The following is a 21,714-nucleotide window of genomic DNA, read 5'->3' on the forward strand; positions in this document are numbered from 1 at the left end:
AACACAGTGCCTGGCAGTGCCTGCTACCGCGTTGGAGTGGTGCGCATTATAGGGCGGCGTTTTTGTAGGTCAACCTTTAATTTCAATAATTTAGGTTTTCCGCAGAATCCCTGCAGCCGAGCAACAGCGTGCTCGCCCTGCACCCTGCCCTACACGCTAGCCAGCGCTACAAAACCTCTGCAGGGTACCTTGCCCATCACCCTGCTAATTGCGCACTATATTGCTCACCCCCCTCCAAGGAATGCCGCCCTTAAATGAACACCCAGCCCCGGAGCCTGGCCGCCACCCTCTTCCCGATAGGCTTGCTGCTGATTGCCATGGCATCGATCCAGTCAGGCGCTTCCTTGGCCAAAAGCATGTTCCCCATCGTTGGCGCACAAGGCACCACCACCCTGCGGCTGATCTTCGCCAGCATCATCATGCTGCTGATACTGCGCCCCTGGCGGGTTCGCCTGACCGCCAAAACCCTGCGCAACGTCATCATTTATGGCATGGCCCTGGGCGGCATGAATTTCCTCTTTTATATGGCACTGCAAACGGTGCCCATCGGCATTGCCGTGGCCCTTGAGTTCACCGGTCCGCTAGCCGTGGCGCTGCTGTCGTCGCGTCGACCCACCGACTTCCTTTGGATCGCATTGGCCATTGTTGGCTTACTGCTCTTGCTGCCAGCCGGCCATGGCGGGCAAGCACTTGACCCTGTGGGCGCAGCCTATGCGCTGGGGGCGGGTGTTTGCTGGGCACTGTATATCCTGTTCGGGCAACGCGCCGGCGCCGAGCATGGCATCCAGAGTGCCGCCCTGGGCGTTGTGGTAGCCGCCCTGTTCGTCGCACCTATCGGCATCGCCCATGCCGGCAGCGCACTGCTCACCCCGGCGCTGATTCCCGTAGCGCTCGCCGTTGCAGTGCTGTCGACCGCCCTGCCCTACAGCCTGGAGATGGTTGCCCTGACGCGCATTCCGGCGCGCACTTTCGGCACCCTCATGAGCATCGAGCCTGCATTCGGGGCGCTGTCGGGCCTTTTGTTCCTTGGCGAAGTTCTGACAGTCACCCAATGGCTGGCGATCCTGGCGATCATTGCGGCCTCTGTGGGCACTACGCTGTCGATGCGAAAAGAAACCAGCCCACCCATCGCCGCCGACTGATATGAGAAATATTTTCATTTGAGACCGTATTAGTGATTGTCGCGATCGGCCCCGCTGATTAAGCTGTCACGGCATCACGATCTTCACGCGCTCTACTGAAGCGAACCCTGGCGCTGAGGAAGCTCAGGAAGAACCGAAGCGATAACGACAGAGTCTGACATCGGATTCGCCCTGCATATAAGGACAGGAATGAAACGTATTTTTCTCATCCTGGCCATCTTGGCTATTGCTGGATGTGCCGCCACGGCCAAGACCGAGGTCAAGAAGGGCAAAAAGGGCCTGCATATCAATTGCTCCGGCCTTTCATCCTCGTGGGACAAGTGTTACAGCAAGGCTGCAAGCGCTTGCAGCACCCGCGGTTACCGGGTGGTCGCACGGTCTGGTGACAGCGACGAAGAAGACGGTGACTATTTGTTCGGCATCAACCCAGCGGGCTACACCAGCCGCAGCATGATCGTCATCTGCAAATAGCAGCAAGGGCAGCGCATCGGCTGCCCTCTTTGCCGCGCTTTACAGCGGCGCGGTGCGCGCTTCGAGCCAGCCAAGCGCCTCCCCTTTCAACAACGGGGCCAAACGCTCGCGCACGTGGGCATGATAGCCATTGAGCCACTCCAGTTCGCATTGGGTCAGTCGTTCGGGCAGGAGGCAGCGGGTGTCGATCGGGCACAGCGTCAAGGTCTCGAAGTTCAGGAAGTCACCGAAGGCGCTCGTGCCTGCTTCGCGGTTGACCACCAGATTCTCGATGCGTACCCCCCATTGCCCTGGCCTGTAGGTGCCCGGCTCGATCGAGCTGATCATGCCCGCCTGCATGGCCGTATGGGGCGCCGGTGCCGCCTGGTAGGCAATCACTTGCGGCCCCTCATGCACATTGAGGAAATAGCCCACCCCGTGCCCGGTCCCATGCCCGTAGTCGACCTGGTCCGCCCAGATCGGCGCGCGCGCAATGGCATCGAGCAGGGGCGACAGGATGCCACGGGGAAACGTGGCCCGCGACAGGGCGATCATGCCTTTGAGCACGCGGGTGCAGTCTTCCTTCTGCGCGTGGCTGGGAACACCCACCGGCACCATGCGAGTGATGTCAGTCGTCCCCCCCAGGTACTGCCCACCCGAATCGATCAGCAACAGCCCGTTGCCTTCGATGCGTGCATGCGACTGCTCGGTGGCGCGGTAATGCGGCATCGCACCATTGGCATTGAAGGCTGCAATGGTCGAAAAGCTCAGCGACACGAAATTCGCCCGCCGTGCACGTGCGGCACTCAATTGCTCGTCCACGGTCAGCTCGGTGACGACCTCTCGACCAAGGTTGGCTTCCAGCCAGGCGAAGAATTCGCACAATGCCGCCCCGTCTTCCTCCATGACCTGACGGATGTAGGGGAGATCAGCGTCACCCTTGCAGGCCTTGCTCAGGGTGGTGGGGTTCAGCCCCTCGACCAGCTCCACACCCACCGGCAAGTTGGCCAACAGGCTGCAGGTGACGCGTGCCGGGTCCACCAGCAGCCGGCTGCCTGCCGCCACGGCAGCCAGCGCCTGCCCTGCTTCGCTGTAATCGCGCACTTCGACACCGTCGCTCGCCAGTACCTGGCGCAGGTGCGCATCCACCTTGCCTTGGCCAACGAACAGCATGGCCTGCTGCTGGCTGATCAAGGCGAAGGCCAGAAACACCGGGTTGTATGAGACGTCGCTACCGCGCAGATTGAACAGCCAGGCGATGTCATCGAGGGTGGCAATGAAGTGCCAGTCGGCCCCCTTGGCCTGCATGGCCTGGCGCAACTGCGCGAGCTTTTGCGCCCGGCTCGTCGTGGCGTGCGGCTGCAAATGCTGATAGACCGGATTGCCAGGCAGCGCCGGGCGCCCGTCCCACACCTCGCCCAGCAGGTCCTGGTCGGTTACCAGCCGCGCCCCGCGCGCCTTCAGGCGCTCTGCCAATTGCCGCGCCGAGGCCAATGCCATGACGGCACCGTCGACTGCCACGGTGCCGTTGGGCTCAGCGTGCTCTCCCAGCCACTCCAGCGCGCCAGGCTTGCCCGGCGACAGCTTCATCAGCTCGATGCCACTGCCGGCCAATTCATGCTCGGCCTGTTCCCAGTAGCGGCTATCGACCCATAGCCCGGCAAACGCCGAGGTCACCACCAGTGTACCCACCGAGCCATGAAACCCCGACAGCCACTGGCGCCCTTGCCAATAGCCGGGCAGGTATTCGGAGAGGTGCGGGTCGGCTGAAGGCACCAGCAAGGCATCGATGTGCCTTGCCGCCATGGCCTGGCGCACCCGCACCAGGCGCTGTGGCACGCTGTGTTCAAAGGGGGTCTGCACGTTCATGCGCTCTCCTGCGGCTACATCACGGTTGATCCTATAGGCGGATAATGGAGCAGGCGCCAAAGCCCTGCAATCGCCCAGGCCCGAACCGGAACCGTCCTACACAAGGACCGCCGATCAAGTATTGATGAACTTCCCCAGGGTCACGGCTTCACACACTGTACATTCGCCACACACAGGCAGCAGACCATGCCCAGTGCCTGCCCCGCTAAAACTGCAGTCGTGCTGCTCGACACTCGGGAACATACCCCCGAGCATGAGCGGGCCGTGCACCTGAAGCTCGCCGAGGGCCTGGCACGCTTGCTGGGCTGCCCCCCTGTGCAGCCCACCCGGCTGCCTGTTGCCACCAACAACTGCTATTGCATCCCGACCGCAACCCTGACCGACACCGAGCAGGCTGCCAGCCTGGGCATTGTCAGTGAGTCCGATCTATTCGGCGGCGTGGTACCCTGCCCCTACATGGCCACCAAAGCCATTTCCCACCCCCTGCCTGCGGGAGCCTCCGGCCCTGAGGGCTGGACCGACGGCTTCGCCCGCCAGGCCGGCGACGCCTTGCTGCGCGGTTTTACGGTGTTCAGCAAACCCGATGCCCGCCATGCTGCAGCCTTGCTGTTGCGCGCTGGCCCTGTGCGGGTCAAGCCAGTACGGGCCAGCGCAGGCCGCGGGCAACAGGTGATCACAGAACTGGATCAGCTGACCCCTTTGCTGAACGGTATGGACGACCAGCAGATGGCGGTATGGGGACTGGTGCTGGAAGAAGACCTGAGCCAAGTGCAGACCTTCAGCGTTGGTCAGGTCAGGGTGGCCGGCCTCACCTGCAGCTACCATGGCACCCAGCAACTCACCCGTGACCATCAGGGCTGCGAGGTGTACGGGGGATCTGACCTGATCGTAATCCGTGGCGACTATCAGGCCCTGTTGCAACGCCCCCTTGAAGATCACCTGCGGCTGGCCGTGAACCAGGCCATGGTCTACGAACAGGCTGCCGAACGGCATTTTCCGGGCTTTGTGGCGTCGCGGCGCAACTACGATATCGCCCGCGGCACCACGGCCTCCGGCCAGCCATGCAGCGGGGTACTCGAACAATCCTGGCGCCTGGGCGGTGCCAGCAGCGCCGAGCTGCTGGCCCTGCAGGCATTTGCCGACGACCCGGCACTGCAGCAGGTACGTGCGTCCACCCATGAAGTGTTCGGCAGCGCCGACCTGCCCGCGGATGCCACCCTTTTCTACCAAGGAAACGACAGTGAACTCGGACAACTCAGCAAATTTGCGCGGATTCGCGAGCATGGCCATTCAGAGTGAAATCGTCGAACTGCAGGTCGAGAACGACCGCATCGCCGGGACCTTGGTCAGCCCTGGCAGCAAGATGCCAGGTATTCTCTTCGTCCACGGCTGGGGTGGCAGCCAGCAACGTGACCTGGCTCGCGCCCGGCATATCACCGGCCTGGGCTGCGTGTGCATGACCTTCGACCTGCGCGGCCATGAAAAAACCAAAAGCCAGCGCCTGACCGTCACCCGTGAGCAGAACCTGCAAGACCTGCTGGTGGCTTACGACCGCCTGATCAGCCACCCGGCGGTCGACAGCAACGCCATCGCCATCATCGGCAGCAGCTATGGCGGCTACCTGGCCACCTTGCTGACCCGCGAACGCCCGGTGAAATGGCTGGCCCTGCGGGTGCCGGCCATGTACTGGGACGAAGAATGGGACAGCCCCAAGCAAGCCCTTGATCGTCAGCGCTTGAACGCCTACCGCCAGCGCCCCCTGGGGCCGGCCGACAACCGCGCCCTGGCCGCTTGCGCCGAGTTCGTCGGTGATGTGCTGCTGGTGGAGTCCGAACAGGACGACTATGTCCCGCACAGCACCTTGATGAGCTACCGCTCGGCATTCGTCAGCGCCCACTCCCTGACCCACCGCATGGTCGACGGCGCCGACCACGCGCTATCCAGTGAAGAAAGCCAGAAAGCCTACAGCTCGATGCTGGCGGCATGGATCAGCGAAATGGTCATCGGTGCCCGCCTGGACCGCTACCCACACTACGCACCGTGGTACGCCTGACCCTCCCCTACCTGGCAATGCAGGCCGCCATCGGCGCTGCGCACCAGGCTGCGCAAGGTCTGGTAGGCCGCAAAATTGACACCCCGTGCCTGGTGCCGGCGCAACAGCTCGAGGAAGGGTTCCTCGTTGAAATACTCGGCCGCCGCCGACCAGGCCTGGCGTGACTGCCATTGCAGGTACTGCAGCACCCGGCTGCCATCGTCGCTTGCCTGAATGCTGACGCCTTGCAGGCCTTCGCAGCGCGCTGCCAACACTTCGCTGCGCACCACCAGCGCTTGAGCCAACGCCTGCTGGCACGGGCTTGGCACTTCATATTCGATCATCTGGGTGAACCACAGGGCTTGAGGGTTTGCCGACATCGACAGTCTCCTGGCTACGGGCGCATGCAGCGCGATGCCGAGCAGGGTAAAACCTCAAGTTAAGTCAAGGTCAAGCGGTTTGTGCACGCGCCGACCTGGGCTTTGAAGTGACCGTGGTGCACGATGCCTGCGCGACCCTGGCACTGATGTTCGACTGCAAGCGGGTGCCAGCGGCCCAGGTACAGGATGCGACCATGGCAGCGTTGGCCTTCGCCTACGCCAAAGTCGTGAAGACGAGCGAAATGGTGGCCGAACAGGCTTGAGGTGCTCGGGGCGCTTTGCGCCCCATCCCGCCGGCAGATCACTTGCAAACCACCACGGGGCGTCGAACCTGCGGGGCCTCAGATCACCACATTACGCACAAACCGCACCGGCACAGTGCCATCGTTCCGGTAGGCGTACTGGCAATTGCTGGGGAATACCTGGAACTGCCCCACCTGCAGGCGATGTTCTATCCCCTCGATGATCAGGGTAAGTTGCCCTGCGCACACATAGATCTGCTCACTCCAACCCTCGGCATCGGCCTCGCTTGCATAACGCTCGCCCGGCGCCAGCGTCCACTCCCACAGCTCCACCTCGCGCCGCGCCGCGCTGGTGCCCAGCAAAACCGCCCGGCTCTGGGGGTGCTCGCCCGCCCAGGCCAGCTCTTCGATACGCCCTGGATCACGCAGGTCCGGCGCCTGGATCAGCGTACTGAAGGCCACCCCCAACGCCTCGGCGATCAAATCCAGGGTGGTCAGGCTGACATTCTTTTCCCCCGCCTCGATGGCCACCAGCATGCGCCGGCTGACCCCCGAGCGTTCAGCCAGCACCGCCTGGCTCATACCAGCGGCGTTGCGCAGGCTGCGAACATTGAGGCTGACGTGTTGCAGCACCGAAGCACGGTGCGCGGATTCTTTGTGCACTATATTGCTCACCGTTCTGTATTGCGCAGTATACTGCCTACTTTGCGGCGATTGTGCGCCGCCTGACGCCGAGTGTGCAAGACCATGATCCAGCCCAGCAGCAAGCCAACCCCCACCGTTACCTTTCGCCTGAGCAAGGCAGAAGTCGTGCTGGTGTTCATTACCATGTTGTGGGGCGGCACCTTTCTGCTTGTCCATAACGTGATGAGTGTCAGCGGCCCGATGTTCTTCGTCGGCCTGCGCTTTGCGGCAGCGGCGTTGTTCGTGGGCGTGGTGTCAGCGCGGGCGCTGCCTGGGCTGACCTTCACCGAGCTCAAGGCCGGCATGCTGATCGGTGTCACGATCATGCTCGGCTATGGTTTGCAGACCATGGGCCTGCAGACCATCAGCAGCAGCCAGTCGGCGTTCATCACTGCGCTGTATGTGCCGTTCGTGCCCCTGTTGCAGTGGCTGGTACTCGGCCGCCGGCCAGGCCTGATGCCCAGCATCGGCATTTGCCTGGCGTTCGCCGGCCTGATGCTGCTGGCCGGCCCGGAAGGCGGCAGCCTGCATTTCAGTGAAGGCGAAATGGTGACCCTGGTCAGCGCTGTGGCGATCGCCGGCGAGATCATCCTGATCAGCCGCTACGCCGGCCAGGTCGATGTGCGTCGGGTCACCGTTGTCCAGTTGGCGACCGCGTCGGTGCTGGCGTTTTTGATGATCGTCCCGACCCAGGAGCGCATCCCCGACTTTTCCTGGCTGCTGCTGGTAAGCGCCGTAGGCCTGGGCGCGATGAGTGCGGTAATCCAGGTGGCGATGAACTGGGCGCAGAAGTCGGTCTCGCCCACCCGGGCAACGCTTATTTATGCTGGTGAGCCGGTGTGGGCTGGTATCGTCGGGCGTATCGCCGGCGAACGGCTCCCCGGCGTGGCGCTGCTGGGCGGCCTGCTGATCGTGATCGCGGTGGTAGTCAGCGAACTCAAGGTACGGCGGCGCAGCGAATGCGCCACAGCGGACGGCGAACAGGTACCGGGTGAGCGGCAGGCAGGCCTATGAAGCAGCCAACTGCAGCTATGCTTTGTAAAAAACTGTTATAAAAAAATCACTTGTCACAGTCTATTTGTAGGATTCTGCGACAGCTTGCGTGTTGGTGATCACCCCCCCCGGCACGTATGATCCTTGCAAACTTCTCCAGAATAGGCCGCTATGTCTTTGATAGTGCTATTGCTTCTGCCGTTCGTGGGCAGTTGCCTGGCAGCCGTGCTGCCGCACAACGCACGAAACGCCGAGTCCATCCTTGCCGGGCTCGTAGCCCTGGTCGGTACCGTCCAGGTAGCACTGCTTTACCCTCAGGTCGCCCACGGGGGCGTGATTCGCGAAGAGTTCCTGTGGCTGCCCAGCCTGGGCCTGAACCTGGTGCTGCGCATGGACGGCTTCGCCTGGCTGTTCTCGCTGCTGGTGCTGGGCATCGGCACGCTGGTGTCGCTGTACGCGCGCTACTACATGTCACCCCAAGACCCGGTGCCGCGCTTCTTCGCCTTTTTCCTGGCGTTCATGGGCGCCATGCTGGGCCTGGTGATTTCCGGCAACCTGATCCAGCTGGTGTTCTTCTGGGAGCTCACCAGCCTGTTCTCTTTCCTGCTTATCGGCTACTGGCACCACCGTGCAGACGCCCGCCGCGGCGCCTACATGGCACTGATGGTAACGGGCGCAGGCGGCCTGTGCCTGCTGGTGGGGGCGCTGCTGCTCGGCCATGTGGTCGGCAGCTACGACCTGGACAAGGTCCTGGCTGCCGGCGACACCATCCGCCAGCACGCGCTGTACCCGGTGCTGCTGCCCCTCATCCTGATCGGCGCCCTGAGCAAGAGCGCCCAGTTCCCCTTCCAGTTCTGGCTGCCCCACGCCATGGCTGCGCCAACGCCGGTATCGGCCTACCTGCACTCCGCAACCATGGTCAAGGCCGGGGTATTCCTGCTGGCCCGCCTGTGGCCAGTGCTCTCCGGCAGCGAGGAGTGGTTCTGGATCGTCGGCGGCGCCGGCGCCATCACGCTGTTGCTCGGCGCCTTCGCCGCGATGTTCCAGAATGACCTGAAGGGCCTTCTGGCCTACTCGACCATCAGCCATCTCGGCCTGATTACCCTGCTGCTCGGCCTGAACAGCCCGCTGGCCGCGGTCGCCGCGGTGTTCCACATCCTCAACCATGCCACCTTCAAAGCCTCGCTGTTCATGGCCGCCGGCATCATCGACCACGAAAGCGGAACCCGCGACATCCGCCGCCTCAGTGGCCTGATCCGCCTGGTGCCGTACACCGCCACCCTGGCCATGGTGGCCAGTGCCGCGATGGCTGGCGTGCCCTTGATGAACGGCTTCCTGTCGAAGGAAATGTTCTTCGCTGAAACGGTGTTCATCAGCTCCACCGCCTGGGTCGAAGCCGCCCTGCCGGTAGTCGCCACCCTCGCCGGCACGTTCAGCGTGGCGTATGCGCTGCGCTTTACCGTCGATGTGTTCTTCGGCCCTACGGCCCAGGACCTGCCGCACACCCCGCATGAACCGCCGCGCTGGATGCGGGCACCGGTGGAGCTGCTGGTACTCACCTGCCTGGTCGTGGGCATTTTCCCCGCGCAGTCGGTCGGGCCGCTGCTGGCTGCCGCGGCACTGCCGGTGGTCGGCGGCACCCTGCCGGAATACAGCCTGGCGATCTGGCATGGCTGGAATGCGCCGCTGATCATGAGCCTGCTCGCCATGAGCGGCGGTATCGTCTTGTACCTCATGTTGCGCAAGCAACTGCGCCGGGGCCGCTTCCCTTCACCGCCGGTGATCGAGCGGTTCAACGGCAAGCGCCTGTTCGAATACGGCCAGGTGCAGTTGATGCTGCTTGCCCGGCGCATCGAGCGCCTGCTCACCAGCCGGCGTTTGCAGTCGCAGCTGTTCATGCTGGTGGTCGCCGCATTCCTGGCCGGCCTCACGCCCATGCTCTACAGCGGCCTGAGCTGGGGCGAGCGGCCGAAAATTCCCGGGTCCGGGGTATTCGTCGCGCTGTGGCTGATCGCAATCGCCTGCGCCATCGGCGCTGCCTACCAGGCCAAGTACCATCGCCTGGCAGCCCTGACCATGGTCAGCGTCTGCGGCCTGATGACCTGCATCACCTTCGTCTGGTTCTCCGCACCCGACCTGGCCCTGACCCAGTTGGTGGTGGAAGTGGTCACCACCGTGCTTATCCTGCTCGGCTTGCGCTGGTTGCCTCGGCGTATCGAAGGCGTCTCGCCATCGCCCGGCAGCCTGGAGCGTGCGCGCATACGCCGCTTGCGCGACCTGCTGCTGGCGGTACTGGTTGGTGGCGGCATGGCCTTGTTGTCGTATGCCATGCTGACGCGGCCGACACCCAATGACATTTCCTCGTTCTACCTCAGCCGCGCACTGCCGCAGGGCGGTGGCACCAATGTGGTCAACGTCATGCTGGTCGACTTCCGCGGTTTCGACACCCTCGGTGAAATCACCGTGCTGGTGGCCGTGGCGCTGACCGTGTTCGCCCTGCTGCGACGCTTCCGCCCACCCAAGGAGAGCATGCAGTTGCCGGCCCAGCAGCGCCAGCTGGCGCCTGACGTGGTCACCGACCTGATCAACCCGCGGCATGCCACCGATACCGCACTGGGCTTCATGATGGTGCCAGCGGTGCTGGTGCGCCTGCTGCTGCCCATCGCCCTGCTGGTCTCGATGTACCTGTTCATGCGCGGGCACAACCAGCCAGGGGGCGGCTTTGTCGCTGGCCTGGTAATGTCGGTGGCGTTCATCCTGCAGTACATGGTGGCGGGCACCCAATGGGTCGAGGCGCAGATGAGCCTGCGGCCGCTGCGCTGGATGGGCACCGGCCTGCTTTGCGCAACCCTCACCGGGGGCGGCGCCATGCTGCTCGGCTACCCGTTCCTGACCACCCATACCGCCCACCTGCACTTGCCCTTGCTGGGCGACGTGCACGTGGCCAGTGCGCTGTTCTTCGATGTCGGCGTGTACACCGTGGTGGTCGGTTCGACCCTGTTGATCCTTACTGCGCTGGCGCACCAGTCGGTGCGTGCCTACCGCCCGGGTAACCCGGCGAAAACCAACCAAGCAGGAGCCGCCTGATGGAAGAAGTCATTGCAGTCGCCATCGGAGTGCTGGCCGCCTCGGGCGTATGGCTGATCCTGCGCCCGCGTACCTACCAGGTCATCATGGGCCTGTGCCTGCTGTCGTACGGCGTCAACCTGTTCATCTTCAGCATGGGCAGCCTGTTCATTGGCAAAGAGCCAATTATCAAGGACGGCGTGACCCAGGACTTGCTGCATTACACCGACCCGCTGCCGCAAGCCTTGGTGTTGACCGCCATCGTGATCAGCTTTGCCATGACCGCGCTGTTCCTGGTGGTGCTACTGGCCTCGCGGGGCCTGACCGGGACCGACCACGTCGATGGCCGGGAGCGTGACGAATGAGCGACATGAGTCAACTGATCGTCGCGCCCATCCTGCTACCGTTGGTCACGGCGGCCCTGATGCTGCTGCTGGGCGAAAAACACCGCCGCATCAAAGCCCGCCTGAACCTGCTGTCGACCCTCACCGGCCTGGCCATCGCCGTCAGCCTGCTGCTGTGGGTACGCACCCAGGGCCAGGCAGAATCGATCGGCGTGTACCTGCCGGGTAACTGGCCAGCGCCATTCGGTATCGTGCTGGTGCTGGACCACTTGTCTGCGCTGCTGCTGACCCTGACCGGGGTCATCGGCTTCAGTGCCCTGTTGTTTGCCCGCGCCCGCTGGGACAGTGCCGGGGCCAGCTTTCACGCACTGTTCCAGATCCAGCTGATGGGCCTGTACGGCGCGTTCCTCACAGCCGACCTGTTCAACCTGTTCGTGTTCTTCGAAGTGCTTCTGGCCGCCTCCTACGGCCTGTTGCTGCATGGTTCGGGGCGCGCGCGCGTGCGTGCCGGCCTGCACTACATCGCCATCAACCTGTTTGCCTCGTCGCTCTTCCTGATTGGCGCGGCGATGCTGTACGGCGTGACCGGCACCCTGAACATGGCTGACCTGGCCCTGAAGATTCCCCTGGTGCCAGAAGCTGACCGTGGCCTGCTGCACGCCGGTGCAGCCATCCTGGCCATGGCTTTCCTGGTCAAGGCCGGCATCTGGCCGCTCAACTTCTGGTTGGTACCGGCCTATGCATCGGCCAGTGCGCCGGTGGCTGCGCTGTTCGCCATCATGACCAAGGTCGGCCTGTACGCCGTGTTGCGCCTGTGGACGCTGCTGTTCTCCGGCCAGGCCGGCGCTTCGGCCCATTTCGGCGGCCAATGGCTGGTGTACGGCGGCCTGGTGACCCTGGCGGTGGCCGCAGTGTGCATTCTCGCAGCACAGCGCCTGGAACGCATGGCAGCCCTGAGCATCCTGGTTTCGGCCGGCACCCTGCTGGGCGCGGTCGGCTTTGCCCAGCCCGCGCTGACCGGTGCGGCACTGTTCTATCTGGTCAACTCGACCCTGGCACTGTGCGCCCTGTTCCTGCTCGCCGAGCTGGTCGAACGCTCGCGCTCGGCCAACGAAGCGCCGCTGGACGAAGAAGAAGATGTGATGCCGCCCCCGCTGGAGTCCCTACACCCCCCCAAAGGTATCAACCTCGATGACGAGCAGAAGGCGGTGATCGGCCAGATCATCCCTTGGACCATGGCTTTCCTGGGCCTGAGTTTCATCGCCTGCGCCTTGCTGATCATCGGCATGCCGCCCCTCTCGGGCTTCGTCGGCAAGCTCAACCTGATCAGCGCCTTGTTCAACCCAAACGGCCTGGGCGGCCCCGTCGAGCAGCCCCTGAGTGCGGCCGGCTGGGGGCTGGTAGCGTTGCTGATAATCTCGGGCATGGCCTCGCTGATCGCCTTCGGCCGGGTTGGCATCCAACGCTTCTGGAAGCCCGAAGAGCGCCCGTCACCCGTACTGCGCCGGTTCGAATGCCTGCCGATCGTCATTCTGCTCGGCCTGTGCATCTTCCTCAGCCTCAAGGCCGAGCCATTGCTGCGCTACACCCAGGACACGGCCGCCAGCCTGCAGGCGCCAGATGCCTATATCGATGCCGTAATGGCCGCCCGGCCGATCCCTGGCCCGACTTCGCCCAGCGCCGAGGTGCTGCCATGAGCCGCATGTTCCCCGCCCCGCTCCTCTCGGTCTCGCTGTTCGGCCTGTGGCTGCTGCTCAACCTCTCGGTCAGCCCCGGTAACCTGCTGCTGGGCGCCGCCCTTGGCGTACTGGCGCCACTGCTGATGGCCCCCTTGCGGCCGCAGCACGCACACGTCAAGCGGCCGCTGGTCGTCGCCCGGCTTATCGGCCGGGTCGGCGTCGATGTCATCATGTCCAACCTGCTGGTTGCCCGCGGCGTGCTGCGGGCCGGCAAGCAGCCGCCACGTTCGGCGTTCGTGCATATACCGCTGGCCCTGCGCGACCCGCACGGCCTGGCGGCACTGGCGATGATTACCACGGTGGTGCCTGGCACAGTCTGGTCGGAACTGGCTCTGGACCGCAGCGTATTGCTGCTGCATGTGTTCGACCTGGACGATGAAGCGGCCTTCGTCCAGCACTTCAAGGACACGTATGAACGCCCACTGATGGAGATTTTCCAATGACAGGCCTGCTCGCCAACGCTGTCCTCGCCAGCCTGTTCATTTTCGCCCTGGCCATGGCCCTGGCGCTGTTCAGGCTGTTCCGTGGCCCGTCTGCCCAGGACCGGGTCCTGGCGCTGGACTACCTGTATATCCTGGCCATGCTGACCATGCTGGTGCTGGGTATCCGTTATGCCAGTGACACCTACTTCGAAGGTGCCCTGTTGATTGCGCTGTTCGGCTTCGTCGGCTCGTTTGCCCTGGCCAAGTTCCTGCTGCGCGGTGAGGTGATCGAATGACTGAAACCTTGGTACTGCCATTCTGGCTGGAACTGATCACGGCGGTGCTGCTGATCACCGGCAGCCTGTTCGCCCTGGTAGGTGCAGTGGGCCTGGTGCGCCTGAAAGACTACTTCCAGCGCATGCACCCACCGGCACTGGCCTCGACCATCGGCGCCTGGTGCGTGGCACTGGCCTCGATCATCTATTTTTCGTGGTTGAAGGACGCGGCGGTGCTGCACGCCTGGCTGATCCCCATTCTGCTGTCGATCACTGTGCCGGTGACCACGTTGCTGCTCGCACGGGCAGCGCTGTTCCGCAAGCGGGTGGCGAAAGAGCCAGTGCCTGAAGAGGTCAGCAGCGGCTGCGACAGTGGCAACTGAAGGTCTGCCGCCTCACACCTGGCTCAGGCGCTGCAACTCGCGGCGCACCATGGCGGCGTAAGGTGGCGGGCCGAGCCTGTACAGCTCTGCCGCCACCCAGTTCAACCAGGCCCCTTGCAATGCATCGCGCCGGGCCAGCATACGCTGCGCCTCGGCTACGGCAGCCGCATGATGCTGCCGATGAAACTCCGCCCGGCTGGCGGGCGCATCATCAGTTGCAGTCATTCACTGGCCTTGAAGGTGGTCAGCTCGCCCTTGCGCCATTTGGCAACTTTGCCGGTTACCGCCTTCAGCAACTTGCCCAGGCCTTCCTGTATCTGCTGCTGCGCGGCGAATACCAACATGACCCCTTGGCCTTCGCGAAACACGATGCCCTCGCCTTCCGGCACGGAAACGAAAGCGTAATCACCCACGCCATAGACATTCAACTTGATTTCCCGGAAGCGCATTTCCAACTTGCCGCCTTCGCGGCTGGGCAATACGGCAGCGCGGAAATGGTCGCCAACTTTCAGTTCCAGGCGCTGTTTATCGTCTACCACCAACGCACTTTCTGTGTCGATTTCGGCCATGTACAGGCCTTCGGGATTCTGTTCGGTTACATAAATGAAGCGGCCCTGGAACAGTTGGGCCAATTTACCGCGCAAGTCGCCGAGGGCGAACAACGCATGGGTATCAAGTGTGCTGACTGCCAATGAAGTAATCCTCAACCGGTTACAACCCGCCCTCACCCAAGCTCGGGGAGGCACGGCCCTGTCTTATCGATAGGCGAAAAGAGTAATAAAGCGATATACGAAATGTCTGTGCCCGCCGACGATGCAGCGCGCAGGAAACTTTACTCTGGTTTGCCAGATTCGCCTTCAACCGAAGGCGTTTGGCCCATTCCCGGCACGGGAAACGTGATGCCTGAGATCACTCGCCAGAAAACACGGCCAGGGCGTGAGCCTGCAAGAAGGCAAACCCTGGTGCGCATTACTGTAGGACAAATATGCCCGAAAACACTGAAACCCGTCGAGAGGCAAACAACATTTTCAGGCGGCGAGCCCTTTCTTCAGTTGTCGCTGCCAGGCAGCCTGGCACTCCAACGCTTCCTCGCGCGTGGCAAAAGCGGTACCGCGCCGCTCACCGTTGACCAGCACCACCCAGCAGACACGCCTGCCCAGTGCCTGCATTGTGGCGGGCACACTTGAACCGATCATCACGGCCACATCGACTCGGCTATGCATCATTCCCTCCGGAATTTAAGTAGCACCCTAACGATATAGCCATGATACGCCTGCGCCCAAGGATGAAACAGCGCCGCCCGGTACAGCTGTGTTACGCCTGCAGCAACAAAAACGGGGCGACAACAAACGCAAAAAGCCCCAGGGATCGCTCCGTGGGGCTCGGCACCGCGCGAGGGGTTACACCTGGCGCTGGTGGCGGTCGAGCTGCTCGTGGCGCTCTTGGGCTTCGATGCAGTATTTGGTGGTCGGGCTGATCAGCAGACGCTTCAGGCCGATGGGCTCACCGCTGTCGTCGCACCAGCCGAAGCTTTCGTCGGCAATACGGTCCAGGGCCATTTCCAGCTGAGGCAGCAGGCGCTGGTCGCGGTCGATGGCATTCACCAGCCAGCTGCGCTCTTCTTCGACCGAAGCCACGTCGGCTGGGTCCGACGGCGTGTCCAGGCCTTCGATGGTGGTGCGGCTGAGCTCGATGCGTTCATGGGTTTCGACTTTCATCGCCTGCAGCAGCTCAGTGAAGAAGGCGAGCTGGTCGGCGTTCATGTAGTCATCGGCCGACATGGCCAGCAACTGTTCCTTGGTCATCGATTTCTCTATGAAAAAATGTGCATTTGGGCGATTCAGGTGCCGCCGACGCCTCGGCATCGGCAACGGAATTCTTCAAGCGCCAATCGGCACTCTTTTACAGGGGGCGGCAGTCTAAGGCGCCACGTCGCGTGGAGCAACTGCAAAAGGCTGCGAATTTGCTTTCCGGCACCAGAATCCGCTGGTCGGTGTCGAGCTGGCAGCTGGGGCCAGCGCCCAGATGGGTTGCGCGCCGAGCGGGTCGGAGCCGCCCAGGCGCGAACAGTTGGTCACACACTTCAATCAACGGTCGTTGAACTGTGCCTCACGCTTGGCAATGAAAGCGGCCATGCCTTCTTTCTGGTCCTCGGTGGCGAAAGCCGCGTGGAATACACGGCGTTCAAACCGCACACCCTCGCTGAGGGTAACTTCAAATGCCCGGTTGACGCTTTCCTTCACCATCATGCTCACCGGAATCGACTTGCTGGCGATGGTCGCCGCAACTTTCAGTGCCTCCTCCACCAGCTCGGCCTGCGGCACGATCCGCGCCACCAGCCCGGCCCGCTCCGCCTCTTCAGCGCCCATCAGGCGACCGGTCAGGCACAGCTCCATCGCCTTGGCCTTGCCCACCGCCCGTGTCAGGCGCTGCGTGCCGCCCATGCCCGGCAGTACGCCAAGGTTGATTTCCGGTTGGCCGAATTTGGCATTGTCGGCGGCGAGGATGAAATCGCACATCATCGCCAGCTCACAGCCGCCGCCCAGGGCAAAGCCGGACACCGCAGCAATGATAGGTTTGCGGCGGTTGGCGATGCGGTCGGCATCGCTGAACAGGTCATCGACGTAGATCTGCGGGTATTGCAGCTCGGCCATTTCCTTAATGTCGGCACCCGCGGCAAACGCCTTCGCCGAGCCGGTCAGCACCACGCAGCCAATATTGGCATCGCGCTCCAGCTGGTCGAGGGCCTGGTTGATTTCGCCGACGATCTGCGCGTTCAGCGCGTTCAGCGCCTGCGGCCGGTTGAGGGTGATCAGGCCGACCTTGCCGTGGATATCCAACAGGATGGTTTCGAATGCCATGCAATCTGCTCCTTCATAGGTTGCGCGCAATGACCATGCGCTGAATGTCGCTGGTGCCTTCGTAAATCTGGCAAACCCGAACGTCGCGGTAAATCCGCTCCAGGGGGAAGTCGCTCAGATAGCCATAACCGCCCAGGGTCTGCAAGGCGTGCGAACAGACCTTTTCGGCCATTTCCGAGGCAAACAGCTTGGCCATTGATGCTTCCACCAGGGCTGGGCGCCCGGCATCGCGTAGCGCAGCGGCGTGCAACACCATCTGCCGGGCCACCGCGATCTGAGTCGCCATGTCAGCCAGGCGGAACGCCACCGCCTGGTGCTCGACCAACGCCTTGCCGAAGCTTTGCCGCTCGTTGGCGTACTCACGCGCCACTTCAAACGCGGCCCGGGCCATGCCCACCGCCTGGGAAGCAATACCGATACGGCCACCTTCAAGGTTGGCCAGGGCGATCTTGTAGCCCTCACCCTCGGCACCCAGCCGGTTGGCCACCGGCACCCGCACATTGTCGAAGACGATCTGGCAGGTGTCGGAAGCGTGCTGGCCGAGCTTGTCCTCTACCCGTGCCACCTGGTAGCCGGGTGAATCGGTGGGCACGATGAAGGCGCTGATGCCGCGCTTGCCGGCATCCGGGTCGGTTACGGCAAACACGATCACAACCCCGGCGTTCTGGCCGGAAGTGATGAATTGCTTACTGCCATTGAGCACGTAATGGTCGCCATCCAGACGGGCGCGGGTCTTCAGGCTGCTGGCGTCAGAACCCGCCTGGGGTTCGGTCAGGGCAAAAGCACCGAGCATCGCGCCGCTGGCCAGCGGCGCCAGAAACTGCGCTTTCTGCTGCTCGCTGCCAAAGTGCAGGATCGGCACGCAGCCCACCGAGTTGTGCACGCTCATGATGGTCGAGCACGCGCCATCACCTGCAGCAACCTCCTCCAGGGCCATGGCATAGGCCACGTAGCCGGTGTCGCTGCCACCCCAGGCTTCCGGCACCAGCATGCCGAACAGGCCCAGCTCGGCCATTTCGTCGATCGCCTCCCTGGGGAAGCGGTGCGCCTTGTCCCACTGCTCTGCAAACGGCTTGAGGCGCTCCTGGGCGAAAGCACGGACCGCGTCGCAAATCTGTTGTTGCTCGTCAGTTACCAGCATGGTTCACCTCAGTACAGGCATTCGACCGCCATGGCCGTGGCTTCGCCACCACCGATGCAGATGGCCGCTATACCCCGGCGCAGGTTGTTCTGGCGCAGGGCCGACAGCAAGGTCACCAGGATGCGTGCCCCGGATGCCCCGATCGGGTGGCCGAGGGCACAGGCGCCACCGTGGATGTTGACCTTGTCATGGGGCAGGTCGAGGTGTTTCATGGCCGCCAGGGTGACCACGGCAAAGGCTTCGTTGACCTCGAACAGGTCGACCTCGGCCAGTTTCCAGCCCGTGCGCACAAGGAGCTTGTCGATAGCACCGATGGGCGCAGTGGGGAACAAGGCCGGGGTATCGGCGAAGGCCGAATGCCCGTGAATCACCGCCAAAGGCTTGAGCCCTCGTTTGTCGGCTTGGGAGCGGCGCATCAGCACCAGCGCCGCAGCCCCATCGGAGATCGAACTGGCGTTGGCCGCGGTCACCGTACCGCCTTCACGGAAGGCCGGCTTGAGCTGCGCAATCTTGTCCAGCCGCGCCTTCGGCGGCTGTTCGTCGTCCTTGATGACGCGCGTTTGCTTACCCTCGGTGACCTCCACCGGAATGATCTCGGCGGCAAAACGGCCACGCTTGATCGCGTCCTGGGCGCGGGTCAGCGAGGCGATGGCAAACTGGTCCTGGGCCTCGCGGCTGAAGCCGTTGGCCTGGGCACAGTCTTCAGCAAAGGTGCCCATCAGGCGGCCCTTGTCGTAGGCATCTTCCAGGCCATCCATGAACATGTGGTCGATGATCTTGCCATGGCCCATGCGGTAACCACCGCGGGCCTTGTCCAGCAGGTAGGGGGCGTTGGTCATGCTTTCCATGCCACCGGCCACCACCACCTCGGCGGTGCCGGCCAGCAGCAGGTCATGGGCCATGATCGCGGCCTGCATGCCCGAACCGCACATCTTGTTCAGGGTGGTGCAGGTGGTGTGCTTGTCCAACCCGGCACCCAGCGCCGCCTGACGCGCCGGGGCCTGGCCCTGGCCGGCCGGCAGGACGCAGCCGAACAGCACCTGCTCGACACTGGCGGCATCGATGCCGGCGCGCTCGACTGCGCCACGGATGGCGGCACTGCCCAGTTGCGGCGCGGTCAGGCTCTTGAGGTCGCCTTGCAGGCCACCCATGGGCGTGCGCACGGCGCTGACGATCACAATCGGGTCATTGCTGAGGGTCATGGTCATCCTCCTTACTTGGCAGCCATGCGCAACGCACCGTCGAGGCGGATCACCTCACCGTTGAGCATGCTGTTCTCGATGATGTGCCGCGCCAGCGCGGCATATTCCTGCGGGCGGCCCAGGCGTGGCGGGAACGGCACCCCAGCGGCGAGGGAAGCACGTACGTCTTCGCTCATGCCGGCCATCATCGGTGTTTCGAAGATGCCCGGGGCGATCGTCATCACACGGATACCGAAGCGGGCCAGTTCACGGGCTACCGGCAAGGTCAGGCTGGCAATGGCGCCCTTGGACGCGGCATAGGCCGCCTGGCCGATCTGGCCATCATACGCCGCGATGGAGGCGGTGTTGATGATCACGCCACGCTCGCCATCCCCGCCGGCAACGCCTTCAGCCATGGCGGCGGCAGCCAGGCGCAGCAGGTTGAAGCTGCCGACCAGGTTGACGTTGATCACCTTGGCGAAGCTGGCCAGGCCATGCGGCCCCTGTTTGCCCAGCACTTTCTCGGCGCCTACGATACCGGCGCAGTTGATCAGCCCGTGGAGGCTACCGAACGCACTGACGGTTGCATCGACTGCTGCCTGGGCAGCCTGCTCGTCGCTGATGTCAGCCACCGCGAAACGGGCATGCTCGCCCAGTTCACGCGCCTTGGCCTCAACGGCCTGGGCATTGAGGTCAACCAGCATGACCTTGGCACCCGCCTCCACCAGCATCTGCGCAGTGGCAGCGCCCAGCCCGGATGCCGCGCCGCTGACGATGAAGTGTTTGTTCGCTATCTGCATGGTCGGTTTTCCTTTCAGGCGCTGGCAGGGGTGGCCTGCGGCGCGTGTTGTTTGGCGACTTCCTGGTTACGCAGGATGAAGCGTTGCAGCTTGCCGCTCGGGGTCTTGGGCAGGTCGCTGACGAATTCGATTTCGCGGGGGTAGGCGTGCGCGTACAGGCGCTGACGCACATGCTGACGCAATGCCTCTTCAAGTTCGGGGGTGCCGTGATAGCCGCTGGCCAACACCACGAACGCCTTGATCAACTCGGTGCGCTCCGGATCCGGCTTGCCGATCACCGCAGCCTCGATCACTGCCGGGTGTTCGATCAACGCGCTTTCCACGTCGAAAGGGCCGACACGGTAACCAGAGGTGGTGATCACATCGTCACTACGCCCGACGAAGCTGATGCTGCCGTTGCGGTTCAACTCGACGGTATCGCCGCTCAGGTAGTACTTGCCGACGAAGGCCTTGGTCGGCAAATCCTGGTAGCCAGCGAACCAGCATAGCGGCGACCGCTCGCGGTCGACCGCGAGAATGCCTGGCTCGCCGGCCGGCAGCTCGCGCCCCTGCTCGTCCAGCACCACGATCCGATGGCCCGGGATGGCGAAGCCGGCCGAGCCCGGGTGCACCGGGTGCTGCAGGCCATGATGGTTACACAGCACCATGCCCAGTTCGGTCTGCCCGTAGTGGTCGTGGATGGTCACCCCCAATTCGTCGGCAAACCAGCGAATCACTTCCGGGTTCAGCGGCTCACCGGCACTGCTGACAACGCGCAGGCGGCCTTTGATCGGTGCCGCGAAGGCATCGCCGGCCGCGATCAGCAAACGGTAAGCGGTGGGCGACCCGGCCAGGTTGGTGATGCCCAGCGTTTCGATCACCCGCACACAGCTATCGACACTGAACGGGCCATCGTAGAAGGTGGTGGCATGCCCCAGGGACAGCGGCCCGGTCACGGCGTAGTACAAGCCATAGGCCCAGCCGGGGTCGGCCAGGTTCCAGAAGTTGTCTTCGCGGCGCAGGTCGATGGCATCGCGCATGTAGCCCTGGAAGGCGACGATGGCACGCAACGGTACTTCCAGCGGCTTGGCCGGGCCGGTGGTACCGGACGTGAACATCAGCAGGAACGGGTCGTCGCCCGAGCGCATCACAGGCTCGCATTCAGGCGCGGCGCCGGCCAGGCACTGTTGGAAATCCAGTTCGCCACTGCGGGCGTTCACCGTGATGACCGTCGAGCAGGCGTGTACATCGTCCAGCTTGCCCCGGTTGACGCTGTCTGTGACAACGACACGGGCGCGTGACTGTTCGAGACGGTGCTCGATGGCCTTGGGCCCGAAGGCGGTGAACAAGGGCTGGTACACCGCCCCGATGCGCCAGGTGGCCAGGATGCTGACCAGCAACTCGGGGGTACGTGGCAACAGCCCCGCCACCCTGTCGCCCGCCTGCACGCCTTGCGCCTTGAGCACATTGGCGAACCGGGCGGCCAGCATGTGCAATTGCTCGAAGCTGTAGCGGGCAGTGTGGCCATCGCGATCGACATGCAGCAGTGCCACCTTGCCACCGCCGACATGGCGGTCACAGCACTCGACACACGCGTTAAGGGTTTCGAGGTTGCCGTGCAGTGCCCCAGCTACGGTGTTGCCAAGCTCGAACAGGCGAACAGCCTCGGCGTAATCACGCATCGTCGGACTCCTGGTTTGTTGTTTTTGGAGTTAACCATCGGTCCGACGA

23 protein-coding genes and 1 pseudogene are annotated in these 21,714 nt (G+C 63.5%); 12 read left to right on the forward strand and 12 right to left on the reverse strand.

The window, feature by feature from the left end; translation table 11 throughout:
• The first annotated feature begins 254 nt into the window (after positions 1–254).
• Together rhtA and APH30_RS04065 are read left to right on the forward strand one after the other, a co-directional pair.
• Positions 255–1,142, forward strand: coding sequence for a threonine/homoserine exporter RhtA (gene rhtA / locus APH30_RS04060; protein ID WP_054911752.1), 888 nt, complete (start codon positions 255–257; stop codon positions 1,140–1,142).
• A gap of 189 nt (positions 1,143–1,331) precedes the next feature.
• On the forward strand, positions 1,332–1,613 hold the full coding sequence (locus APH30_RS04065; RefSeq protein ID WP_009684158.1) for a hypothetical protein: 282 nt from the start codon (positions 1,332–1,334) through the stop codon (positions 1,611–1,613).
• Between the two features lie 39 nt (positions 1,614–1,652).
• Here APH30_RS04065 and APH30_RS04070 read toward each other — a convergent pair whose 3' ends face one another.
• Entirely contained in the window at positions 1,653–3,461 is a 1,809-nt protein-coding gene (locus APH30_RS04070; protein ID WP_054911753.1) for an aminopeptidase P family protein, read from the reverse strand.
• 186 nt (positions 3,462–3,647) lie between these two features.
• On the opposite strand from APH30_RS04070, the gene APH30_RS04075 reads away from it, so the two are divergent.
• Together APH30_RS04075 and APH30_RS04080 are read left to right on the forward strand one after the other, a co-directional pair.
• A complete protein-coding gene (locus tag APH30_RS04075) occupies positions 3,648–4,760 on the forward strand; it encodes a DUF3182 family protein (protein ID WP_054911754.1) in 1,113 nt (370 codons plus the stop codon).
• Positions 4,744–5,514, forward strand: a complete 771-nt coding sequence (locus APH30_RS04080; RefSeq protein ID WP_054911755.1) for a S9 family peptidase — start codon at positions 4,744–4,746, stop codon at positions 5,512–5,514. The genes APH30_RS04075 and APH30_RS04080 overlap by 17 nt, the downstream gene beginning before the upstream one ends.
• Here APH30_RS04080 and APH30_RS04085 read toward each other — a convergent pair.
• Entirely contained in the window at positions 5,493–5,873 is a 381-nt protein-coding gene (locus tag APH30_RS04085) for an antibiotic biosynthesis monooxygenase (RefSeq protein ID WP_009684162.1), read from the reverse strand. The two genes, APH30_RS04080 and APH30_RS04085, sit on opposite strands and share 22 nt — an antisense overlap.
• Before the next feature lie 74 nt (positions 5,874–5,947).
• Here APH30_RS04085 and APH30_RS27490 point away from each other — a divergent pair.
• A pseudogene (locus tag APH30_RS27490) lies at positions 5,948–6,136 on the forward strand (cysteine hydrolase); the annotation flags it as partial.
• Positions 6,137–6,214: 78 nt separating this feature from the next.
• On the opposite strand, the gene APH30_RS04090 reads toward APH30_RS27490, so the two are convergent.
• On the reverse strand, positions 6,215–6,778 hold the full coding sequence (locus APH30_RS04090; RefSeq protein ID WP_054906208.1) for a helix-turn-helix domain-containing protein: 564 nt from the start codon (positions 6,776–6,778) through the stop codon (positions 6,215–6,217).
• A gap of 84 nt (positions 6,779–6,862) precedes the next feature.
• Here APH30_RS04090 and APH30_RS04095 point away from each other — a divergent pair, with 84 nt between their 5' ends.
• From APH30_RS04095 to APH30_RS04125, 7 genes are all read left to right on the forward strand, one after another.
• The gene (locus tag APH30_RS04095) at positions 6,863–7,813 is read left to right on the forward strand and encodes a DMT family transporter (RefSeq protein WP_054911756.1); all 951 of its coding nucleotides are present in this window, start codon (positions 6,863–6,865) and stop codon (positions 7,811–7,813) included.
• 150 nt (positions 7,814–7,963) lie between these two features.
• Positions 7,964–10,879 carry a monovalent cation/H+ antiporter subunit A gene (locus APH30_RS04100; protein WP_054911757.1) on the forward strand — a complete coding sequence of 972 codons (2,916 nt, stop codon included), beginning with the start codon at positions 7,964–7,966 and terminating at the stop codon, positions 10,877–10,879.
• A complete protein-coding gene (locus APH30_RS04105; RefSeq protein WP_003250128.1) occupies positions 10,879–11,223 on the forward strand; it encodes a Na+/H+ antiporter subunit C in 345 nt (114 codons plus the stop codon). Before APH30_RS04100 ends, APH30_RS04105 begins: the two co-directional genes overlap by 1 nt.
• Entirely contained in the window at positions 11,220–12,899 is a 1,680-nt protein-coding gene (locus APH30_RS04110) for a monovalent cation/H+ antiporter subunit D (RefSeq protein WP_054911758.1), read from the forward strand. The genes APH30_RS04105 and APH30_RS04110 overlap by 4 nt, the downstream gene beginning before the upstream one ends.
• A complete protein-coding gene (locus APH30_RS04115; RefSeq protein WP_009684169.1) occupies positions 12,896–13,384 on the forward strand; it encodes a Na+/H+ antiporter subunit E in 489 nt (162 codons plus the stop codon). Before APH30_RS04110 ends, APH30_RS04115 begins: the two co-directional genes overlap by 4 nt.
• Positions 13,381–13,659 carry a K+/H+ antiporter subunit F gene (locus APH30_RS04120; protein ID WP_009684170.1) on the forward strand — a complete coding sequence of 93 codons (279 nt, stop codon included), beginning with the start codon at positions 13,381–13,383 and terminating at the stop codon, positions 13,657–13,659. Before APH30_RS04115 ends, APH30_RS04120 begins: the two co-directional genes overlap by 4 nt.
• The gene (locus APH30_RS04125; protein WP_009684171.1) at positions 13,656–14,021 is read left to right on the forward strand and encodes a Na+/H+ antiporter subunit G; all 366 of its coding nucleotides are present in this window, start codon (positions 13,656–13,658) and stop codon (positions 14,019–14,021) included. The genes APH30_RS04120 and APH30_RS04125 overlap by 4 nt, the downstream gene beginning before the upstream one ends.
• A gap of 12 nt (positions 14,022–14,033) precedes the next feature.
• Here the strand turns inward: APH30_RS04125 and APH30_RS04130 are convergent, their stop codons facing one another.
• The 9 genes from APH30_RS04130 to APH30_RS04170 all read right to left on the reverse strand — a co-directional run bounded on the left by APH30_RS04130 (position 14,034) and on the right by APH30_RS04170 (position 21,665).
• Positions 14,034–14,246 (reverse strand): hypothetical protein, encoded by a 213-nt coding sequence (locus tag APH30_RS04130; RefSeq protein ID WP_029885263.1) that lies wholly within the window; start codon positions 14,244–14,246, stop codon positions 14,034–14,036.
• Complete coding sequence (locus APH30_RS04135; RefSeq protein ID WP_033744322.1) at positions 14,243–14,713, reverse strand: hypothetical protein; 471 nt, start codon at positions 14,711–14,713, stop codon at positions 14,243–14,245. Before APH30_RS04135 ends, APH30_RS04130 begins: the two co-directional genes overlap by 4 nt.
• 336 nt (positions 14,714–15,049) lie before the next feature.
• Positions 15,050–15,244, reverse strand: coding sequence for a hypothetical protein (locus tag APH30_RS04140; RefSeq protein ID WP_054911759.1), 195 nt, complete (start codon positions 15,242–15,244; stop codon positions 15,050–15,052).
• Positions 15,245–15,421: 177 nt separating this feature from the next.
• Positions 15,422–15,826, reverse strand: a complete 405-nt coding sequence (locus tag APH30_RS04145; protein WP_003250099.1) for a TraR/DksA family transcriptional regulator — start codon at positions 15,824–15,826, stop codon at positions 15,422–15,424.
• A 282-nt stretch (positions 15,827–16,108) separates the two neighbouring features.
• Positions 16,109–16,882 carry an enoyl-CoA hydratase gene (locus APH30_RS04150; protein WP_054911760.1) on the reverse strand — a complete coding sequence of 258 codons (774 nt, stop codon included), beginning with the start codon at positions 16,880–16,882 and terminating at the stop codon, positions 16,109–16,111.
• 13 nt (positions 16,883–16,895) lie between these two features.
• Positions 16,896–18,023 carry an acyl-CoA dehydrogenase gene (locus APH30_RS04155; protein WP_054911761.1) on the reverse strand — a complete coding sequence of 376 codons (1,128 nt, stop codon included), beginning with the start codon at positions 18,021–18,023 and terminating at the stop codon, positions 16,896–16,898.
• Between the two features lie 8 nt (positions 18,024–18,031).
• Complete coding sequence (locus tag APH30_RS04160; RefSeq protein WP_009684177.1) at positions 18,032–19,225, reverse strand: acetyl-CoA C-acyltransferase; 1,194 nt, start codon at positions 19,223–19,225, stop codon at positions 18,032–18,034.
• An 11-nt stretch (positions 19,226–19,236) separates the two neighbouring features.
• Positions 19,237–20,004, reverse strand: a complete 768-nt coding sequence (locus APH30_RS04165; RefSeq protein ID WP_054911762.1) for an SDR family NAD(P)-dependent oxidoreductase — start codon at positions 20,002–20,004, stop codon at positions 19,237–19,239.
• Between the two features lie 14 nt (positions 20,005–20,018).
• Entirely contained in the window at positions 20,019–21,665 is a 1,647-nt protein-coding gene (locus APH30_RS04170; protein WP_054911763.1) for an AMP-binding protein, read from the reverse strand.
• Between the last annotated feature and the right edge of the window lie 49 nt (positions 21,666–21,714).

Origin of the sequence: Pseudomonas sp. NBRC 111127 (assembly GCF_001320345.1) — a bacterium.
Classification (GTDB): Bacteria; Pseudomonadota; Gammaproteobacteria; order Pseudomonadales; family Pseudomonadaceae; genus Aquipseudomonas; species Aquipseudomonas juntendi.